The organism is Duncaniella muris (assembly GCF_003024805.1).
Lineage (GTDB): Bacteria > Bacteroidota > Bacteroidia > Bacteroidales > Muribaculaceae > Duncaniella > Duncaniella muris.
In genome coordinates, this window is record NZ_PUEC01000043.1 from 1 (window position 1) to 19,138 (window position 19,138).

At 41.9% G+C, this 19,138-nt stretch carries 19 protein-coding genes; all 19 read right to left on the bottom strand.

Features of this window, described 5'->3' with window-relative positions; all coding sequences use genetic code 11:
• Positions 1–407: 407 nt before the first annotated feature.
• A complete protein-coding gene (gene glmS, locus C5O23_RS12835) occupies positions 408–2,252 on the bottom strand; it encodes a glutamine--fructose-6-phosphate transaminase (isomerizing) (protein WP_107033322.1) in 1,845 nt (614 codons plus the stop codon).
• A 286-nt stretch (positions 2,253–2,538) separates the two neighbouring features.
• On the bottom strand, positions 2,539–3,342 hold the full coding sequence (locus C5O23_RS12840; protein ID WP_107033323.1) for a glycosyltransferase family 2 protein: 804 nt from the start codon (positions 3,340–3,342) through the stop codon (positions 2,539–2,541).
• A gap of 46 nt (positions 3,343–3,388) precedes the next feature.
• Positions 3,389–3,931 (bottom strand): putative colanic acid biosynthesis acetyltransferase, encoded by a 543-nt coding sequence (locus C5O23_RS12845; RefSeq protein ID WP_107033324.1) that lies wholly within the window; start codon positions 3,929–3,931, stop codon positions 3,389–3,391.
• Entirely contained in the window at positions 3,921–5,090 is a 1,170-nt protein-coding gene (locus C5O23_RS12850; RefSeq protein WP_107033339.1) for a glycosyltransferase, read from the bottom strand. The genes C5O23_RS12845 and C5O23_RS12850 overlap by 11 nt, the downstream gene beginning before the upstream one ends.
• A gap of 16 nt (positions 5,091–5,106) precedes the next feature.
• Positions 5,107–6,285, bottom strand: coding sequence for a glycosyltransferase (locus tag C5O23_RS12855; RefSeq protein WP_107033340.1), 1,179 nt, complete (start codon positions 6,283–6,285; stop codon positions 5,107–5,109).
• A gap of 23 nt (positions 6,286–6,308) precedes the next feature.
• Entirely contained in the window at positions 6,309–7,304 is a 996-nt protein-coding gene (locus tag C5O23_RS14690; RefSeq protein ID WP_107033325.1) for an acyltransferase family protein, read from the bottom strand.
• 2 nt (positions 7,305–7,306) lie between these two features.
• On the bottom strand, positions 7,307–8,107 hold the full coding sequence (locus C5O23_RS14355) for an O-antigen ligase family protein (protein WP_161553613.1): 801 nt from the start codon (positions 8,105–8,107) through the stop codon (positions 7,307–7,309).
• 461 nt (positions 8,108–8,568) lie between these two features.
• Complete coding sequence (locus C5O23_RS12870) at positions 8,569–9,807, bottom strand: glycosyltransferase family 4 protein (protein ID WP_107033327.1); 1,239 nt, start codon at positions 9,805–9,807, stop codon at positions 8,569–8,571.
• Between the two features lie 3 nt (positions 9,808–9,810).
• Entirely contained in the window at positions 9,811–10,299 is a 489-nt protein-coding gene (locus tag C5O23_RS14695) for an acyltransferase family protein (RefSeq protein WP_410520474.1), read from the bottom strand.
• Positions 10,263–10,769: an acyltransferase family protein gene (locus C5O23_RS12880; RefSeq protein ID WP_161553614.1), complete on the bottom strand. Its 507-nt coding sequence runs from the start codon at positions 10,767–10,769 to the stop codon at positions 10,263–10,265. Before C5O23_RS12880 ends, C5O23_RS14695 begins: the two co-directional genes overlap by 37 nt.
• A gap of 60 nt (positions 10,770–10,829) precedes the next feature.
• Positions 10,830–11,576 (bottom strand): glycosyltransferase family 25 protein, encoded by a 747-nt coding sequence (locus C5O23_RS12885; protein WP_107033330.1) that lies wholly within the window; start codon positions 11,574–11,576, stop codon positions 10,830–10,832.
• Positions 11,573–12,517: a glycosyltransferase family 2 protein gene (locus C5O23_RS12890; protein WP_107033331.1), complete on the bottom strand. Its 945-nt coding sequence runs from the start codon at positions 12,515–12,517 to the stop codon at positions 11,573–11,575. The genes C5O23_RS12885 and C5O23_RS12890 overlap by 4 nt, the downstream gene beginning before the upstream one ends.
• A complete protein-coding gene (locus C5O23_RS12895) occupies positions 12,508–13,260 on the bottom strand; it encodes a beta-1,6-N-acetylglucosaminyltransferase (RefSeq protein WP_107033332.1) in 753 nt (250 codons plus the stop codon). The genes C5O23_RS12890 and C5O23_RS12895 overlap by 10 nt, the downstream gene beginning before the upstream one ends.
• Before the next feature lie 124 nt (positions 13,261–13,384).
• Entirely contained in the window at positions 13,385–14,368 is a 984-nt protein-coding gene (locus tag C5O23_RS12900; RefSeq protein ID WP_107033333.1) for a glycosyltransferase, read from the bottom strand.
• Entirely contained in the window at positions 14,368–14,964 is a 597-nt protein-coding gene (locus tag C5O23_RS12905; RefSeq protein WP_133166572.1) for a hypothetical protein, read from the bottom strand. Before C5O23_RS12905 ends, C5O23_RS12900 begins: the two co-directional genes overlap by 1 nt.
• Positions 14,965–15,312: 348 nt before the next feature.
• Positions 15,313–16,779 (bottom strand): lipopolysaccharide biosynthesis protein, encoded by a 1,467-nt coding sequence (locus C5O23_RS12910; protein ID WP_107033335.1) that lies wholly within the window; start codon positions 16,777–16,779, stop codon positions 15,313–15,315.
• 299 nt (positions 16,780–17,078) lie between these two features.
• Positions 17,079–17,762 (bottom strand): acyltransferase family protein, encoded by a 684-nt coding sequence (locus tag C5O23_RS12920; RefSeq protein ID WP_107033337.1) that lies wholly within the window; start codon positions 17,760–17,762, stop codon positions 17,079–17,081.
• 3 nt (positions 17,763–17,765) lie between these two features.
• Positions 17,766–18,917, bottom strand: a complete 1,152-nt coding sequence (locus C5O23_RS12925) for an acyltransferase family protein (protein WP_107033338.1) — start codon at positions 18,915–18,917, stop codon at positions 17,766–17,768.
• Positions 18,853–19,138 (bottom strand): UDP binding domain-containing protein (locus C5O23_RS12930; protein ID WP_275541779.1); only part of this gene is annotated, 286 nt, incomplete at its 5' end. The genes C5O23_RS12925 and C5O23_RS12930, both read right to left, overlap by 65 nt.

Consider the following 19,138-nt stretch of genomic DNA (forward strand, 5'->3'; position numbering starts at 1 on the left):
ATTGAGTGATTTTATCAGCTGTCCATATATCGGCTGTCCGAAGAAATTACTACTTTTACTCATGGTTATTCATGGATTGTTTGGCGACACCAAAATAACCATTTAGGGCTGACTCCTGCAATAGGTGTCAGCCCTAATTTTTCAATCGCTCAAAAAAAGTTTAGCGGACAGTAATAATTCTAAACTATTGCTGTCCGATAAAACTCAAATAGTGCAATAAAGTATGGCTCGAACACCGTAAAATCAGCGTTCGAGCCATAATTTGTTGAGTTATCTGAGTTTTACTGGGCAGTAATAAAAAAGCCTCGTTTGCGTTGAGATGGCAAACCGAGGCTTAATAGATTCCTCCGGATGGAACGGAATCAAGTTAGGATGAGTTATGTTTTTGGCTGTATCTGACAGTGGAATTATTCTACGGTCACGGATTTGGCAAGGTTGCGTGGCATGTCGACGTTGCATCCTTTGCGGATGGCAATGTGGTAGGCAAGCAGTTGGAGAGGAATCGAGGATATTATTGGAGATATGCAGTCCGGGACAGATGGTATTTCAAGAATATCATCGGCTATTTGCGAGATTTCACGGTCATTTTCATTAATGACGGCAATAACTTTGCCTCCACGAGCTTTTACCTGTTGGATATTGGATATGATTTTATCATGGAGATCATCTTGAGGAGCGATGACTACTGTGGGCATCATTTCATCGATCAGGGCTATCGGTCCGTGCTTCATTTCTGCAGCCGGATAACCTTCGGCATGTATGTAACTGATTTCTTTGAGTTTCAATGCACCTTCAAGTGCTGTTGGATAATTGTAGCCACGTCCAAGGTAAAGAAAGTTGTGTACGTAAGTGTATATTTTGGACAAGTCTTCAATCTTTTCGTTGAGATTGAGTGTTTTGCCTATCAGTTCTGGCAGGTTGCTGATTGCTGTCGCTATCTGGCTGACCTCAGCATCACTGATTGTTCCTCTGAGATTTCCGACGGCTACGGCGAGCATTGCAAGGACGGTCACTTGGCCTGTGAAGGCTTTGGTCGATGCGACTCCTATTTCCGGGCCAACGTGGATATAGGTACCGGTGTCGGCTTCACGGGAGATTGAGGATCCTATAACATTGCAGATACCATAGACGAAAGCACCACTTTCATGGGCCATCTTGATGGCAGCGAGAGTGTCAGCTGTCTCGCCTGATTGAGAAACAGCGATCACGATATCATTGGGAGTGAGAAGAGATGTGCCGTAACGGAATTCACTGGCATATTCTACTGTAACAGGGATATGGGCCAGTTCCTGGAACATGCGTTTGCCGATTAGAGAGGCGTGCCATGATGTCCCGCAGGCAACGATTACGATGCGATTGACGTTGAGAAATTTTTCTTTGAAGTGGTTGACTCCGTTGAGGAATATCTTGGTGCCGTTGTCATAGATGCGGCCTCGTATACAGTCTCGGATTGTAGCCGGCTGTTCCATTATTTCCTTAAGCATGAAATGTGGATAGCCTCCTTTCTCAAGTTGTGCTATGTCGAGATCTATCTGCTGAACAGATGGGCTGACTGCCTCATTATCGAGGTTGAAGACTTCAATGGCAGTTCCACGGCGGATAATTGCAATCTGATCATCGTCAAGATATATGATGCGATTGGTGTATTCTATGATTGGTGAGGCATCAGAGGCCATAAAGAATTCATCGTCACCTAAGCCAATTGCAAGCGGAGAGCTTCGACGGGCGCAGATAACAGTGTCGGGATTCCTACGGTCTATAACTGCAATGGCGAATGCACCGACCACTCGCTGGAGAGCCTGGCGGGTCGCTTCATAGAGCGAACAGTTATTTGACGTGTGAATATGTTCGATCAGGCATACAAGGACTTCGGTATCGGTTTCGCTCTGAAATGTGTATCCGTTGTTGATAAGAAATTCTTTGAGGACGGCATAATTCTCAATGGTGCCGTTATGGACCATTGCAATATTGCTGGCGTTACCAACGTGTGGATGTGCGTTTATGTCGTTCGGCTCTCCGTGGGTAGCCCAGCGGGTGTGGGCAATTCCGACCGATCCGCTTATGTTTCTCGATGAACAGACGCTTTCAAGATCGTTGACTTTGCCTTTTGACTTATAGATGTTGAGATTGCTCCCAGAATCGATCAGTGCGACTCCGGCACTATCATAACCTCGGTATTCCAGACGGTGAAGACCGTTAATAAGGATCGGATAGGACTCACGATGGCCGATATATCCTACAATTCCACACATAATATATTGTATTTAGTTACTATTTTGATTTAATTTTTTCCAATGCGACTGTTGTTACAGCCATGAAAGATTATTGAAGATGTCAAGCATCTTTTTGCCTGTTTCCGGTTTGATTGAATTAATGAACATTATTCTGCACAACAATCATTCATGAGTGCCACCGGGATTTCGGCGGATTCGAAATTCCCAAGCCAGTTTATGATGGATGTGACTGAAATGCGGTTTTTGAATTGAGAAGAGGAGAGGAACTCAATTCTATTCGCGATTTCAGGCGGTAGAGAGGTCATCACTCTGTCAGGATGCGGTTATTGCGGTTCCGAATATTGTTGACTTTTGAGTTGAGGACTTCGCTTGCCTTGTAGACGTAGCGGGAAGCGTCGAGGAAGAGGTTAGAGTTGACGCCGTTTTTGCGGTAGGCCTTGAGGTGGTCTGAGAGGATGCGCAGGTGGCTTTTGAGACCGGAGGTGGAGGCGCCGCCGGTGCGCATGGCCACGCAGTCAAGCGGGATGTAGCGGGTTGGGATGCGCTGGATGTAGATCAGACGAAGGAGGTGTTCAAAGTCAGCGGCAACGCGGAAGTTGATGTCGAAGCTACCGTGGCGGTCGTAGACGCTCTTGCGGCAGTAGAAGGTGGGATGGGCGGGCTGGAAGCCGAGTTTCATCATCCAGGGGCGGAAGGTACGGGAGGAATAGTAGCGGACGCTGCGGCTGAGGTCGGAGTCGTCGACGTAGTGGACGTCGGCATAGACGGCATCGATTTCCTGATCGGCGAGTTCGGCTGCAAGGGTGGCCACGATGGTGTCGGCGGTGAAGAAGTCGTCGGAGTTGAGGATACCGATGATGTCGCCTGAGGCCATTGCGATGCCTTTGTTCATGGCGTCGTAGATGCCGCGGTCGGGTTCGCTGACGTAGCGCAGACGGCCTTGGTAGAGTGGTTCAAGTTCACGGACGATGTCCATTGTGTTGTCTGTGGAGGCGCCGTCGACTATGATGTGTTCGATCTGTGTGTAAGTCTGTCGCAACACTGACTCCATTGTGTCGCGCAGTGTCGCACCGCTGTTGTATGTGGCGGTGATGATGGAGATTTTCATTGAGGTTAAATATTGTGTGTGATATGTTATTTAATAACATTGGGAATCATATTCGCTCACCTTTGATTACAGCCGGAATGCCTTGATAAATTTTATTAGGTTCAAGATCTTTTGTGGCTATCGAGCCGACTGATAAAAGTGTATTCTCTCCTACATTTACACCAGGGCATACAGTGGATTTAGCTCCTACCCAAGCTCCGTCCGCGATGTTTATTGGCTTGACTATTAAATCAAATGTTGGTAATTTATAATTATGATTTCCACATAGCAACATCGCACCTTGACTTATACAGCAATTATGACCAATTGTTACTGGTGCTAAATTGTCAATCCATACGTCTTCGCCAATCCATGAGTAATCGCCTATTTCAAGTAGCCAAGGATATTTGATGTTGATGCCTGGTTTAATAACAACGCCTTTCCCAATCTTAGCCCCGAAAAGTCGCAATAGTTTCACCTTGAATCTTGAAAGCGGATTAAGATGGTTTTTTAGAAAGATGACGTTGATAAAATACCAGCTAATACGTTTGATAGAAGAGCCCCCTGGATTATACCAGGAATTATCATATTGGCTGAGATTAGTTTTCATAGATAAAATCAGGTTTGACACCACCCAAAAGAAGCCATTTATACATATTGAGCATCTTTTTAGCTACCTTGTTTGCCTCGAAATTTTCGAGTACCATCTCTCGGCCGCGGCGACCCATTTCGAATAGTTCTTGAGGTGAGGTGGCGCATATTTTGTCTATCACAGAAGCAATAGATTCTGATGAGTTTTCAGTCCACCAGCCACAGTGGTGTTCATTAAGCGATTTCCAAGGAGTGCCTTGGCTTGCCATGACAGGAGTACCAACAAGAAGTGCTTCAGGGACAATCATGCCGAAGTTCTCCATGTCGCTAGGTACAAATAAAGCTGACAATTCTGCAAGTTTATCATACTTAGTTCGGCCAGAGACGAATCCGCAAAACTCCACTTTATTAGTAATTCCAAGGTATTGAGACATATCAACAAGATAGCGTGCATAATTCTTATCTCCTGAACCTAAGATGCTTACTGAGATATTTGCATCAGGACGAAGTGCCACTGCTTTAAGAAGTGCTTCACAATTCTTTCTTGGATGTAATCGTCCCAGGAATCCAAGTTTCCTTGTTTGTGCATTTTGCATTAAAGAGTTATTATTAGCACGATCTTCGAATATTTTAGTGATTTCTGCGTTCACAGGGACAGGATTGCCAATCAATGCAATTGATCCACGATACCCCAACTCTCTCAGATGAATCATTTCTGTCTCACATGTGGCGTGTATACAAGTAGCCCTTAAAATATCATTATTGAACCACAGTTTTAGCAACGGCCATTTCTTCCAATAACTTCGGCGCATGGTTTCTGGGTAAAGCATTCCATGAGGTGTAAGGACGTAAGGTTTGAGTTTAGAACGCGCACATTTGCACGTTTCATGTACAATGTATTGCCACATCCCGTTTGCATGATAAATGTCATATTCTGTGGAATATAGGATTTTTTTGAGATTTGGCGAGTAGTTGAACGGTCCGATTCCGTCATTAGAATAGGTCATAGCCCATTTGGCGTCAGTGCCAAGATTTGTATCATTTTTGTCCCGGAGATCCGGAGAAAGGATTCTAACGGAATCTATTGGATTCTGCATTGCGTTCAGAAGATCATAGGTACATGTCGCTATGCCACCGAACTTGGCACCGAGACCTTCTATTGTATGTAGTATTTTCATATTTGGGTTTATTAATTTAAGCTTTGGAACAGGGGCCATCTTCGTAGGGAGAATCCTTTCCCGATCTTAGATTTTCAATCAGTTGCAACAATCGTGCGGCAACGATACGTGGGCTATATTCCAATCTCATTTTTGAGATTGAGTAGTAAGCCATTTTGCGCCTTTGATCTGGATTCTTGAAAAGCCATTCCACTTTTTGACATAGATCGTCGAGAGCGTTGATGTCGGGATTATCAAATCCTGACGAGGATACAGGGCTACGGAATGAGAATCCTGTCTTCCCTGCATCAATAAGGTATGGGGTACTTCCTATGTCGTCACTTGCCACAAGGACGCAACCTGCTGCCATACTTTCGTTGGCTACAGCTCCCCATCCCTCATTACGATCGGAAGTAAAAATGAAGATGTTATGCTTACGCATATCAGCAATCAGTTCATCGTTGGGTTTGTTGTCGATGAATCGCACTACGTCATCGACTCCGAGTTTTTTTACCAACTTAATGGAACTGTTCTTGAGCTTACCCTCGCCGTACATGTCAAGTATGAAATTTAGACCTTTTTGCTTGAGACGATGCGCCATCAACACAGGAAGTTCGGGATGTTTCCAAGTGAGAAACCTCGCACACCACATAAGCTTTATGGAAGATCCTGATGAAATAGACTGCTGAATAACTTCATCATCAAAGTTATTTACACTGGTAAAATACCCCCACTTATAGCATTTATCCCTGAATGTAAACAGCTTGAACTGATCTTCTGCGGCAAATGCGCTGCAACAAAGTTTATAAAGAGGTTTGTGCTTCCATCCACCAAAATGGTAGGTTAGGAACATATGTAAAATCGTTGGAGAAAATAGGTTTATCCATCCTTTTTTCAGCCATCGTTCGCTCATGTCGAATGATAGTAGTCCTTTTTTCAAACGGGCTTTTTCAAACGGTAGCGCAGGCAGGCCGGAGAAAATGCAGCATTCGGCTGTCATAGCCAGTTTCATCGCCTTACAATAGCTTTCGTCTGATTCCCAAGCACACAATAGATAGGGGCGATTTCTGTAGTTTTTTGTACCCCCCTTTTTGTTGCTGTCATTGGGTTTGACAAGTTCAACAAAGCAATAACTATGGTTGGTCAACTCCCACAGTTCATCAGCAACACAGGCCTGATGGTTGTTGAGTATTATTGAATAAATTACAAGTTTCATTATCATCCTTGTGAAGATTGTCGTTATTTTGCGAGGTGATTAATACTTAAATCCTTGATATTAATTCGATATTTACCTGAGAATATCGGGAAATATCGATTAATCAAAATTACTGGGATTGAAATCAATAGACTTGTATATAACATAATAACCACGAATTCCACAAATTGAGGCAAATCGATATTGAGATGATTTATGAAGGACCATATGTTGCGTATCGTTACCGATTGCAGATAATAATATAAGAGAGAGTTAGAACCGATGAAGAGGATTAATTTGTTATATCGCCTAAATTTTGAACATAACCATATAAATGCAGGCACACCCAAAAAGGATTCTATTATGAAAAATGGATAATTTGTAAACGACTCATTGAAATTGCCAGAGTTTAGATTCCAATGAATGTCTGCAGACACAAAACAGATGTATATCATCATCAGTGATAGTCCAACTTTGTTGCGTAAAAAATGTGAGGTAATATTATAATCGCGACAAATCATTCCGATCGTAAAGTATACTCCAGCAAACATCGCATTTTTTAAATTCCAGATATAATGGTCTAAATCAGGTAAAACAAAATATATGAACATGAATAAAAATGGACATGCAAAATTTATGACTCTACCATACCTTTTGGATGCCCATAAAATGCATAAACCCAATAGTTCTATGATGACAAGAGCGGATATAAACCATGATTTAATACCGAGTAAAGATATCTTGATGTCTGTAGCAAATCCTTCATATTCTCCAATAAAAAAATTAAAAATAGATGTTAGGCAACAATATATGCAATAAGGTATGATTAAAGATGTAAATATATTCAATGCCTTTTGCGAAATGTGATGGTATTTATTCGGTGTGTTGAATAAGAAACCGCTTATAAAGAAAAAAACAGTTAAAAAAACTGGTAAATAAGCCTTTGTTAACCATATTTCGGCAATTCCAGTATGATGTGCTATTACACATAATAAGGAAATCCCTCTGGCGTTATCAATCCATAAAATTCTATTTTTCATACTTAATAATTATCATTGGGGGCATTTGTGAGATTTTCAATTGGTAGATATTTTTGATCTCTACAAACTCCTATGGTTATCCAAAATAAAAAGGAAAGAAAACTTCCTCCAAAAAAGATATAACCTTCGGTGAACATATTTACAGTTAGTAGCGTTATAACACCAAATAAAAACGGGTTACGCGAATTTTTTGCTACAGCGAGGAGTGCTTCCACATAGATACTACCAATAAAAATAAGACCGATTATTCCAGTCATAGACAAAACGCTTAACCAAGAGGAGCCTGGTTCAACTGATTGTCCTCCTGCTCCGATAGAGTTATCTTTGTTTGTTGGATCGACAGACACAAAGCCATAACCACAAATAGGATTGCTTTTAAATTCTTCGAATCGTTGATCCCATTTATCTTCCCTTGATGCGAACGTGCTTCCAGCAACCACATTCCCATTCTGTTTTTCAATTAGTCCATTCATGGCGCCTTGCCAAAGAGGTATACTGCATGCCAATAAAATGAAAATGGCCACGAAATACTTGAAAAATGTTCCTAAATTAGCAGTCTTAAAATGGAGATATACAAATCCGGCCGCGATTGTGGATAGAAAAGCAGAACGAGAAGATGCAAATAAAACGCTTGCCAAACAGAGTATTGAGCAAGCAAACAAAAAAACACTTTTATTTTCTAAGGCTTTATTGACAATATATAATGAGCCGACCCCTGCAGTTGGTCCCAACAACATAGAATGGGAAGCTAATCCTCCGAATATTCCAGCTCTTGATAAATCTGTAATACCGTTTACCTGCATATAGTTTATGCCCAGAAAACGTGCAAAAAAGGACCCGACTCCGATAATAGCGCAGGAAAAGCAGATAATTTCAAAAATTCTACCTCTTTCGGATCTTAATATTTCACTTTGGCACATTCCGCTGCACGTGATAATAATTATGGCAAATAAAATGTATCTTTGCCAAGGGCTGAACATTACATTAGGAGATGTTATCAATATTTGCAATGGAATGTACAATAACAGTCCTAAATAGATTGATTCATAATTTTTTGTATGCAAAAGACAATGGATGGCATATATTATGATTATGCCGTAAATAATAGTACTTGAAATGGGTGGCAAAAAACCAACTATTTTAGTAAGTTCGGCGCAAATAAACAATAAGACTATTTTATTGATGCCTTTTAGGTACTCATATATGGGAACAGCCCAGTTCGTTATTGGAAATATCATGAATATAAATCAGATAATAAAGTTCATCATATCCGACTTTCTAAATTTAAATTTTTTAGATAGTTCAAATACTGAGTTATCAGTTTATCAATGTCGTATGTGTATTTTAATGGTTGAGTGATCGGTTCTTTTATTTGCCGGCTAATCAACGTGGCCAAGGTTTTGTAATCATGTGGCTTAATCAGCCATTTGCTGCGATCGGCTTCGGGAACATATTCTGAGTAACCCTGATTGATACATCCGATAAAGGGAACTCCGCATGCGGCGGCTTCGGTATATACACAGCCGAAACCCTCAAAATAGCTCGGAAGAACGAACAGATCCAAAGTATTGAAATATTCGGGTAACGACTCGTGTGGCATTTCGCAGACAAATTCGAAATATCGGTTGAGCTGATGTTTGGAAATATATTCGCGACAGGAGACAAGTGTAGGCCCACTACCTACAAAAGACACCAGAAGAGGTATATCGGATTGGTGTTTCACTATCTGTTCAACGGCCTTTATTAAAGTGATGTGGTCTTTAAGATCATTGAAATTGGCAATACATCCGATTTTGAAAACTGAATGATCGGTCTGTGTGGGCAGTTTGCGAAAGACCGTGGTGTCTACTCCGTTGTAAAGTACATAGGTATTGATATTTCGTGGTACCATTAGATGTTTTGCCGAGTGGAGGGCGGTCAGATACGGAGCATAACATTCATCTGGGTGGGGAGTGGGAAAATTCAGAAGATTATATCGTGTGTGCTCACTGATACATAGGTGCAGATCTATGTTTTTGAACTGACTGGTAAACTTTTTAACGCGATAGGTCACGTTGGGACGCCATGTCGCAAATTTGCCGCAACGAATCTGAAAAGGGTCGAGGTCATGATATTGCAACACTGTTTTGACATGTGGATTAAGATGCTTTATCGCGGTTGCAAAACAAGCGAAGCCGGCAGTGTGACAGTGGCATACCGCAATATCATCGGGATCGATATGGATGGCTTTGAGCCGACGTATCAGGCTCTGTCCATTCAGACCGCCTGACATGCCGTTGAAAAAATAACTTGGCATCTGTAAGCATGGGATGCGGTGGACTGTTAAACCGTCAATTTTGAATGAAGATGGCTTTTCAAAAAAGCCACAAGGCACAAACACCAGTACTCGATAATCCGATTGACGCTCAATGGCTTTGACTTGATCGAATACATATGCTCCTCTCCAGTTCCCCGGAGTGGGGAAAAAGGGAGTGACGCAGATATAATAACGCTTATTTGACATCAGCTATTTATCAATTTTTTTGCCGAAGAAGATGAAGTAGAGCCACTTATTCATCTCCATCAGTTTGTATACAAATATGCTTGCGGCGACTATGGGCACAGCTATAATCATCGCAAATGTCAGTTGCCATATGAACGGATTTCCACAGTCGAGAAAGTTGCCGATCACTCCTGATATATCAGGGATAAAGAAATAGTGAATAACATATATGCCCAAACTACATTTGCCTATGTAAATCAGTAGTTTGCCGACAGCGCCTTCTGCAGGTATGTAGTTTTTTACAAACGACTGAACGACAATGATGCCTCCCAAAGTTCCCAGAAATATCAGGGCTATGTTATGGAATTCAAAAAAATACCAGTTAAGGATGTAGGCGAAAAAAGCGAAAGCTCCTATGAGTTTATTGTCAAAAAGCAGATCGTTGAAGCGTACGTATTTTTTGCAAATATAGCCTATTAGAAAATAACGGTAATAGTTGACAAAACCGGCGATAACAGCTTGACTGTCAGCCCCCCCCCTATTTTCGCGGCTCCTGTTTTAGCCGCTATCAGGAAAAAGTAGGGCAATATCCAGAGAGTAACGTATGCGAAGTTGCTGCGGACTCGTTTTATCAAGTATTCATAAACAAGAAAGAACGTCGAGATGATAAACAGGTCGTATAAGAACCAGTAGCGCTGTCCTCCGCAGTAGATTATTGACAGATTCCAGTCAGTGCCCTTTGAGAATATCTCGTAAAGACAAAGAAATATGAGGTAGGGAAAGAGCAGAACAATACCGCGCTGCAGAATACGTTTCCCAAGTTCGTGCAAAGTATAAAAATTCTTATATGCCAAGTAACCTGAGATATAGAAGAACAGTGGCATATTGAAATATATAAACTTTGATGGTTCTGAGGGGTTAATGTCAAATGAAAAAAGCATTACATGTCCCATTACAACAAGTATTATAGCAATGCCTTTCATCACATCAAAATGATAAAGGTATTGTCGGCCACGCATAGATAATATGTGAGATTATAATTCCTACCACATACGGGCAGAATGACGATATCCTCTCAAATAGAGTATAGAAGAATACAATTTTGCTTTTTGTCGACCACAAAAATGCCTTATCTTGAGAATAATAGGCTCGTCGTTATTTTTTTGAGAAAGACCAATTTCTCCAAGACCTTCAGGATAACTGATCATGTGTGGAACCACTCCAAATAAGTGGAGTCCAAAAGATATGAATATTTCCCAGGCATCGGCGGTGTATTGAACCGGATAAATGTGTTTGATCAGTAGCCTGGCAGCAGCTTTGTTTATCATATAGCCAGAGGTCATATAGCCATCATATACTGGAAAGATTCTATGCTTGTTGTCAATCTTTGATATAGGAGTAGTGGTGTGCCAGAAATCTGGGGTTAGCAGAACTGCCACTGGGCGGTCTGTTTCGAGCAAGGTCTTGATTTCGTCTAAATGCAAGTCTGACTGCAGGCGTGCGTCATCTTCGAGAATCAAGGCATGGCTAATGTCGTTGGCTACCATGTCACGATAGATGCTTATATGGCTAAGCGAACAGCCGGCAGCGGGAAGAGAGGCGAGTCGACCGTAGCGCTCTTTGAACGCCGGCAGTATCATCTCGGACTGCTGTTCGGGTGTGAGTTTGCGACCTTCTACGGCTATCCAAAACTGCCAGTCCAATTCTGGGTGAGAGGCCAGTTGGGCTTCCATTGCCGTCTTCTTGCCAACATCTTTTACCATGTTGACCACATATGTCTTTTCTCTCATTTGCTTCGTATGTTGTAGATTATTCGATAGATTGTATAATAGAACTTTACGTTTATTCTTGCAATTCCAAGGGAACCGTTGCCGATATTGTTGAATCCAAGTTGCCTTAATTCTTTAAGGTAGTGTCTAAACGAGATCGTGAGTTCATTGACAGTTGTTACTTTTGCTTTTAAAGCGGATTGTAGCAGGGCTTTGAGGCGTTCGGACAAACGTTGCTCAAGCCACAAATTGTCTCTGACTATCGCAGGAGTGAGAGTTCTAACCATAATGTCAAGCAAGTGTTTGGCTCCGGCATAGTTGGCTGCTGCAGACGAAGCGCTGCGGCTTGCTGATCCCTCACGCTCACGGATATGATAGAAACCGAATGGGGTCGTTGCAAGTTTGCGGGAATGAATCAGGTAATTGTATTGAAATTCAAGATCCTCACCCATGCGGATACCTACTGGAAACTGAATGTCATTTCGAGCAATAATCTCACGGCTGAAGATCATCAACGGGTTGCAGAAACAGGTGCACCGATACAGAAAATCATTGCGGTCATTGATTATCTTATATTCTGATGCTGTATCTGCGGCAAAAGATTCGTCGCCGAAGAATAAGGTGTCGCATCCTGACTGCCGGAGGATTTCGGAAATATAGCAAAGCGAGCCTGGAAGGATGTAATCGTCGGCATCAACGAACCAGATATATTGACCCGTAGCCATATCCAAGGCATTGTTACGAGCTACCGACACGCCCTGATTGGGTTGATGTCTGAGCTTGAACAGTCCGGGGTAAGCCGCGGCATATTCATCGCATATGGCACTACTTCCGTCTGTGCTTCCGTCATCGACGACACACACCTCATAGTCCTTAAATTCTTGCCTGATAACGGACTCCAAACATTCGCGCACATATGGCGCCACATTATAAACCGGAATGACAAAGCTGATTAATGGCATTGTCTGAGATATTTTGTCAGTTTGTTTATTAATTCAGGGGTTTGCTGCATTGCAAATTTTCGGGCAAACATTGCATCCGAATTTATTAGTTCGTCAAAATCGCCGTCTTGCCAAGTATATGGCGCGCCACGTTCCCAGTCTATTTTCCTAAGATTTCCTCGTGACGAGATGTTGTTGGCGAAAGGCGAGATCAAAGTGAAAGTCTGCACCATCATTTCATCAGGACACCAGACATGCTTGAACGTTTTCAGGATATCTTTTCTGTTATTTACAAGCCAATGTGCCAGCCCTTTCGTGATGCTGAACCACTGGGGGCCTTTGTGTAGCTCAATATCATAGTGTGATCTAAGTCTAAGTCCTTTGACTATCATTCGGGAAATATGGAACATGATGCGACCTACTGTCTTCGAATATAATCCGTCAAGTCGCAGATGTCGCCCCCAATAATAGGGGTATTCAGTTTTCTCTTTCAGATCGCGGAGATTGAAGTCTGAGTTGTCGAACTGTATGAACTCGTTGCCCATATGCTTGTCGCAAAAGTCATGAATTTCATCTTGGGTTTTGAGAGGCATGTCGACACCCGATATAAGATGAATGTAGCTGTATTCCATTCCAGAAGTAAGAACCGATTCAAGCAGATTGAGCTCGCATACGATTTGCGAATAATGTCCCCAATATACTTTTACCCTTTTACTGATAAACTCTATCTTGCTTAGATATTTGCGGCAGGGGGGGGGGTAAATGCTTGAATATCAACCTTTTGATCGACGTGGATGTAGATATCATTGCGCTCATCATCCAGTAAATCAATGAGATGCCACAGTTGTTGAGGATTAGAGTGCGCTATGATGCAATAAGCGTGTCTCATTATTTTCTCGATAAAATTTTGGCAATATTATATCTGAGTTGGCAGAACAATCTGATGGCGCGATAGGAGAGATTTTTCTGGAGGTATGACGAAAAACAGGTTGCTCCAACAATGTCATTCATAAATTCAACTTGCTCTTTACAAATAAAATAAGTCGGAGCATAAAAAGATGATTTGCAGTTCGCAATCAACTCTTTTGTTTCAGGTGATATTTCTCCTGTCCGTTTAATCTCCTCATATAGCTCATGTCCTAAGAAAGGAGACAGTTGCTCTTTGCCCTGCCATACGTTGTTGAAAAAATGTATAATTTTGGCTTTGTGAAGATATCGTACACTGGTTAGAATTTGGCAGTTATATGTTCCGTCAAGCTCGCCGATTATGTGACCGCACTTTCTGTTGGCTATCATCAGTGCGGGCTGGTCAAAACATTTTCCTGCTTCAAAGGCAGCTATTTTCCAATAGTGATTCCACTGGTCAAACAAGCTCCTGACTGCAGGAGTATCCTTGAGCCATATCACTCCAGAATTGAAATAAATATTTTCATCCGATATATTCTCATTGAATATTGACTGTACATTCTGTCTGATTTTGTCCCCATCTAACTGTTGGTCCAAAGTTGCATGATAGTCCAGCACACATGCCATGTCAGCGTTGGTATTTTCAACATCTCTGAGATTGTCTGTGATGACGGTATCTGTGTCGATAAAAAGCAGGTTGCCTGAGAGGTAGTTACGGAAGGTGGTTTTTATATACCGTGACCGTTCTTTGGAATTGTATTCTTCAGGTACTTCCACAACTTTTATTTCATTTGCCAGTTCCCGAACTTTTGAACGTTTGCCATGTAGTGTCCTCTCCGTTTTTTCATCGACCAAGACTACCACATTCAGCTCTGGATTGTGCATTCTCAGCGAGTAAAGCGACACCAATAACTGTTCATAAAATAAGTCATCACCGTTGCTTATCAGTATATATACCGCTGTCATTATTTAAGATCTGATTTGAGAATATCGTATATGCCATAGGCCTGAAATACAGCTCTAATCTGCTCATCGTTCTTACACTGGGCTACATTGGTGGAATTAAGCGATACTGCCTGTACGCTATCGTTCTGGATGTAGTCTTCGCCCGAACTGTTTCGGGTAAAACATTTCTTTACCCTATATCCGTTCAGAAGGGCCATTGCGTAGAACCACACATCATCTGCCATCGGGGAGAGCCGTGTGAAAGCCTCTGAATCAGTTACGTGCGGACTAAGGCTGTGAGGCGGATAAAGAACGCCTCCTCCGGTGGTGGCAAAGTTATATTTGGTAGCTTCTTCGGACCCCGCGCCCCAGTCCCAGCCGTTGTAGTGTACCGGATAGCCATTGTCATCAACTTTGATGTGGTGTACTCTGCAGGCATGGATGCAGTTGGGAACCTCATTATAGGCATTGATGAGGTTTTCCAGCAAGTCGAAGTTATAAATAAGATCATCATCGATGGTGACGCAGACGGCATCTGGATATTTTACAAGTGTCGGGACCAGTTTTTTGTAAGATCGTATGTCAGTGGTATATTCAATTTCAAGGCCACGAGCCATTTGTTTTTGCAATGTTATTGGGAGGACTTTGCCCCGCATATCCTCAGCAATCCAAAGAATTATGCGGTTGGGGCATAAGCTTCCCTGCATAATTGATTCAATTGCAAGGTAGACATCATATAAGCGGCGACCGAAAGTAGTGAGTGTTACTATTACTTCATGCTCACACAGCCTTTGATCACTTATTCCTGATTTGGTTGAGTGAAGGGTAAAATATCTGAGCATTTCGGACTTTTGCTCAAAGAGCTGAGCCTTGTTGGCTGTGTCAGCGCCGAGTTTCGCTCCTCCTATGATATATTTTATGTACAAATTGCGTAAACTTTTCATATTGTATTGTAATTTGTCGTTTTAGTTTACATGTTTGTGCCTAAACTTATTCCATAGTGCGCGTGTCATCTCCCTGAGGTTAATATCTCCAACGAGATTATAGAAAGTCAAGCCCAAAATCAGGCCTAAAAAGCTTTTCAAACACAAGTTAAGGAAGACTGGTATCTTTACAACAATGTAGCCGTAACCGATATATGCAGCAATAAGAAGTGAGGCGCAAACTAAAGGATGTATGAAATGGCGGAACACACAAAAGGGAGACATTTTCATTGTGCGTCCATATAATTGAGTGTAAGAATTCAGTACATTTATAATACTTGTAATGGTCCAGCCCCATGCAATCATCTCGATAGTTCTGTTGATACTTGAGGCTATCACGAAGCCTGAGATGGTTATGCAAGTGTTGATGACTCCTGTATAGAAGAGCCTTTTAGAGGCGTTGCATGCCAAAAATACCGGCCCTGTCGGATTGTTAATGAGTATAAAAGGTACAGATATTGCAAGGATTTTAAATGCTGGGATAGCGGAGATCCACTGGGCGCCAAACATAACGGTGATGATTTCCGGAGCGCAGAAGAATAAAATTACGCTTAAAGGAAATCCCACCAAACTGATCATCGATATTATACTGGCGAACTTGTCTCCGATTTCTTTAGGATTATCTTGCAAGTTTGACAGTACAGGCTGCAATACAGGATAGACCACTGCGGTAATGTTCTGGAGCGGCAACTGCATGAGACGATATGACTTCTCATAATAGCCAAGTGCGTTTTCGGAGATATATCGGCCGATGATGATTTTGTCAATGTTCCTTGAGAAATAGTTAAATAGCTCAAATAAGAAAAGATAGGATGAAAAAGAGAATATTTTCTTGATTGGAGTCAAAGAGAAATGCAATCTGAATTTTACAGGGTATAAGTGGCTGTTATAAAGGAAGGTGCATATGGATGCGAATATAGGCGGCACTATCAGGGCATAGACACCGGCGCCATAGAAGGCGGCTGCGATGCCGAGTAGACCAAAAAAAATCTGGAAAGCAAGGCTACGGGTTGCCATCTCCCTAAACCTTAGATACTTTGACATCAGCGCTGCCGGTACCATGTTGATTGCACTCAGGACAACTCCTATGGCAAGTATCTGCAATACTGGAATAATTATCGGATTCTTGTAATAGTCAGCTATCAGCCACGAACTTCCGAAACAAATACAGCCACAAACCAAGCCGATGATTACTGTAAACGTGAAGATGTGATTGATGTCCTCATCGCTCAGATCTTTTTTCTGTATCACGGCAGGCCCTATGCCGATGCTCGTAAAGATGGATAGAAAATTGATGATCACCGAAGCGGTGGCTACGATGCCGTAGTCATAAGGAGTCAGCAATCGAGCCAGTACCATTGATATGCCGATACCAATAATTTGTCCTGAATACTTGTCGAGAGCAGTCCAAAGGAGGCCTTGTCTGAGGTGTTGTCTGAATTCGCTCATAAAGATTTACCTATCTGCCCCCCATGATCAGTTTCCATGTTTTTGGGCTTTTTTTCAGAAATATCTGGAGGATTACAATCGCAATTATCGTTAATGCTACCGCAAGTACAAAAGCCGCAAACTCGGAGCTTACACCGAAAATTGATGGGATTTTGCTTGTGATGCGCATAATATTGCCATGAAGACAATAAATTAACATTGTGTAAGGTGCAAGAGCGAGTGCCACGGTAGAAGGCATTATATGAATATTCATTATCAGGAATATTACAGTAGGCGCTGTGAGAGCTCGTATCATATAATCATCGCAAAAGCCTGAATGCCAGGCTGCTGTTGCCCCCCCCTAATATGATTATCAACGTGCTGATATATAGCTTTTTGTATCGTGTGTAATAAGCAATGAGCTGTTCGTGCCAGATTGCTATATAGGCACCTGTGAATATATTTACCATCCAGTAGATAAAACTTGAATAGGGAGCATATTGACATAGCAGATATATCGGCACTACAAGAAGAATTGACCATTTGGTAGCCCTTATGATATAGCCGATTGATGGAGCAATAAGCGCAAATTCAAACAAAGCTCGCAGATACCACAGGGCGCCGTTCCATTTGCTATGATATAGTGCTTGTAGACAGTTGCCCGCATTTACTCCGTCCAATGGATGATAATCGACAGGATGGATTTGAAACAAAGCCAGGCTGAACAGAAGTCCGAATATATTGAATACTATGAATGGGACTAAGATGGTGCGGGCGCGGGTGAACAGTCTTGACTTATAGCTCATCCAGGGAGAGGAGAAATCGAAACTTGCGAAATAGAGAAACGCAGAGATTGTCCAAAAACATGGCACAGCAATGATTGCTATTTGTTGCACCCATTGTGGAAGGTTAAAAATCGGCGCTATATGAAGCCATACAATCAAGATTGTCATGACCACATTCACTTCGGTGAGCTTTATAGAGAGGCTTTTATCTATTTTCATTATTCAAACCGTCAGTTCAATGCGTTTCCATAAAAAGATTCGGATTGTATCGATCACCGCTATTGCAATATATATGATTGCGACCAAGCCAAGCACGATTAGCCAGTACATAAGATCGGAATAGGTGTGGTAAAGGTCGCTGAATAAATTGCGATAGGGAGTTAAAAGATTTGGGTTTACACATACTAAATAGACTGCAAAGCTGCTGGCGGCAAGTCTATTGATCAGTTTACTTGAAATATGTAGCTTGGAGGTGGCTATGATCAGTAACATTGCTGTTGCCACAGTAGTGGGTGATATATACTGCAATAGAATATAGCCATACACAGCATCCCCCCCTATGTAATAGGTTGATATACATATTAATAATACAAAGAAGGCTGTGATGCTGTAAAATATAATAGCAGTTACAAAAGTCAATTGGGTGAGACGGAAGGAATAAAGTCGCATATATCTCGCAAGCAGATACAGCCATACAAAAAATAGGGGAGAATAGCCACCGGCTATATAATCGGTAGATGTTGGGAATAGCCATCCCCATATCAGAATAAATGCGTAGTATGATATCAGTATGAATTTGAATTGGCGCTTATTGGCTTTCGAGACGAATGCGTTTAGTACTGGCGCAATTATGTATAGCAAAATATATGATTTGAGAAACCAATTGGATGATGTCAGCATGAACAATTCCTTTATTCCGGTCATGTTTAATTTTGACAATCCGCAGGCTATACAAACAACATATATTATGATAAGGTAGAAGAACGTCTGAAACAAAAAGTTAAAGATTCCGTGTTTAGAGTGTTGGATGCCATAATATCCGGATATCATTACAAATATGTCGACAGCCGATATGGTCAAAGCCTGAATTAAAATTCTCATTGAAGATCCTGACAAATCAGACATGATGTCAGCCGCCGATGGACCTTCAAGCGAAAAAAAGTCAGCATGAAGTATGAGAACCATTGATATTGCAACGATTCTCAGTAATTCAAAATTAGAATCTCGGACCTTGGAAAACTTTTGATTCATCAAAGTGTATGATTTTACATATGACACCTTAAAAGTATGTTTAATTCTGTCATATGGATCAATCCCTCTTAAAAATATCCCTCGTATAAACCTTTCCTTGAGCATCATCCAGACATACATCATAGCGGTTTGCTATGATGGCGTTGCTGAGGCGCTTGAATTCGGTAAGATCGTTGACGACGCGAGAACCGAAGAATGTTGAACCGTCTTCAAGAGTAGGCTCATAGATGATGACCTCGGCGCCTTTGGCCTTGATACGCTTCATCACTCCCTGAATAGATGACTGGCGGAAATTATCGGAATTCGATTTCATCGTCAGACGATAGACACCGATTGTCACAGGG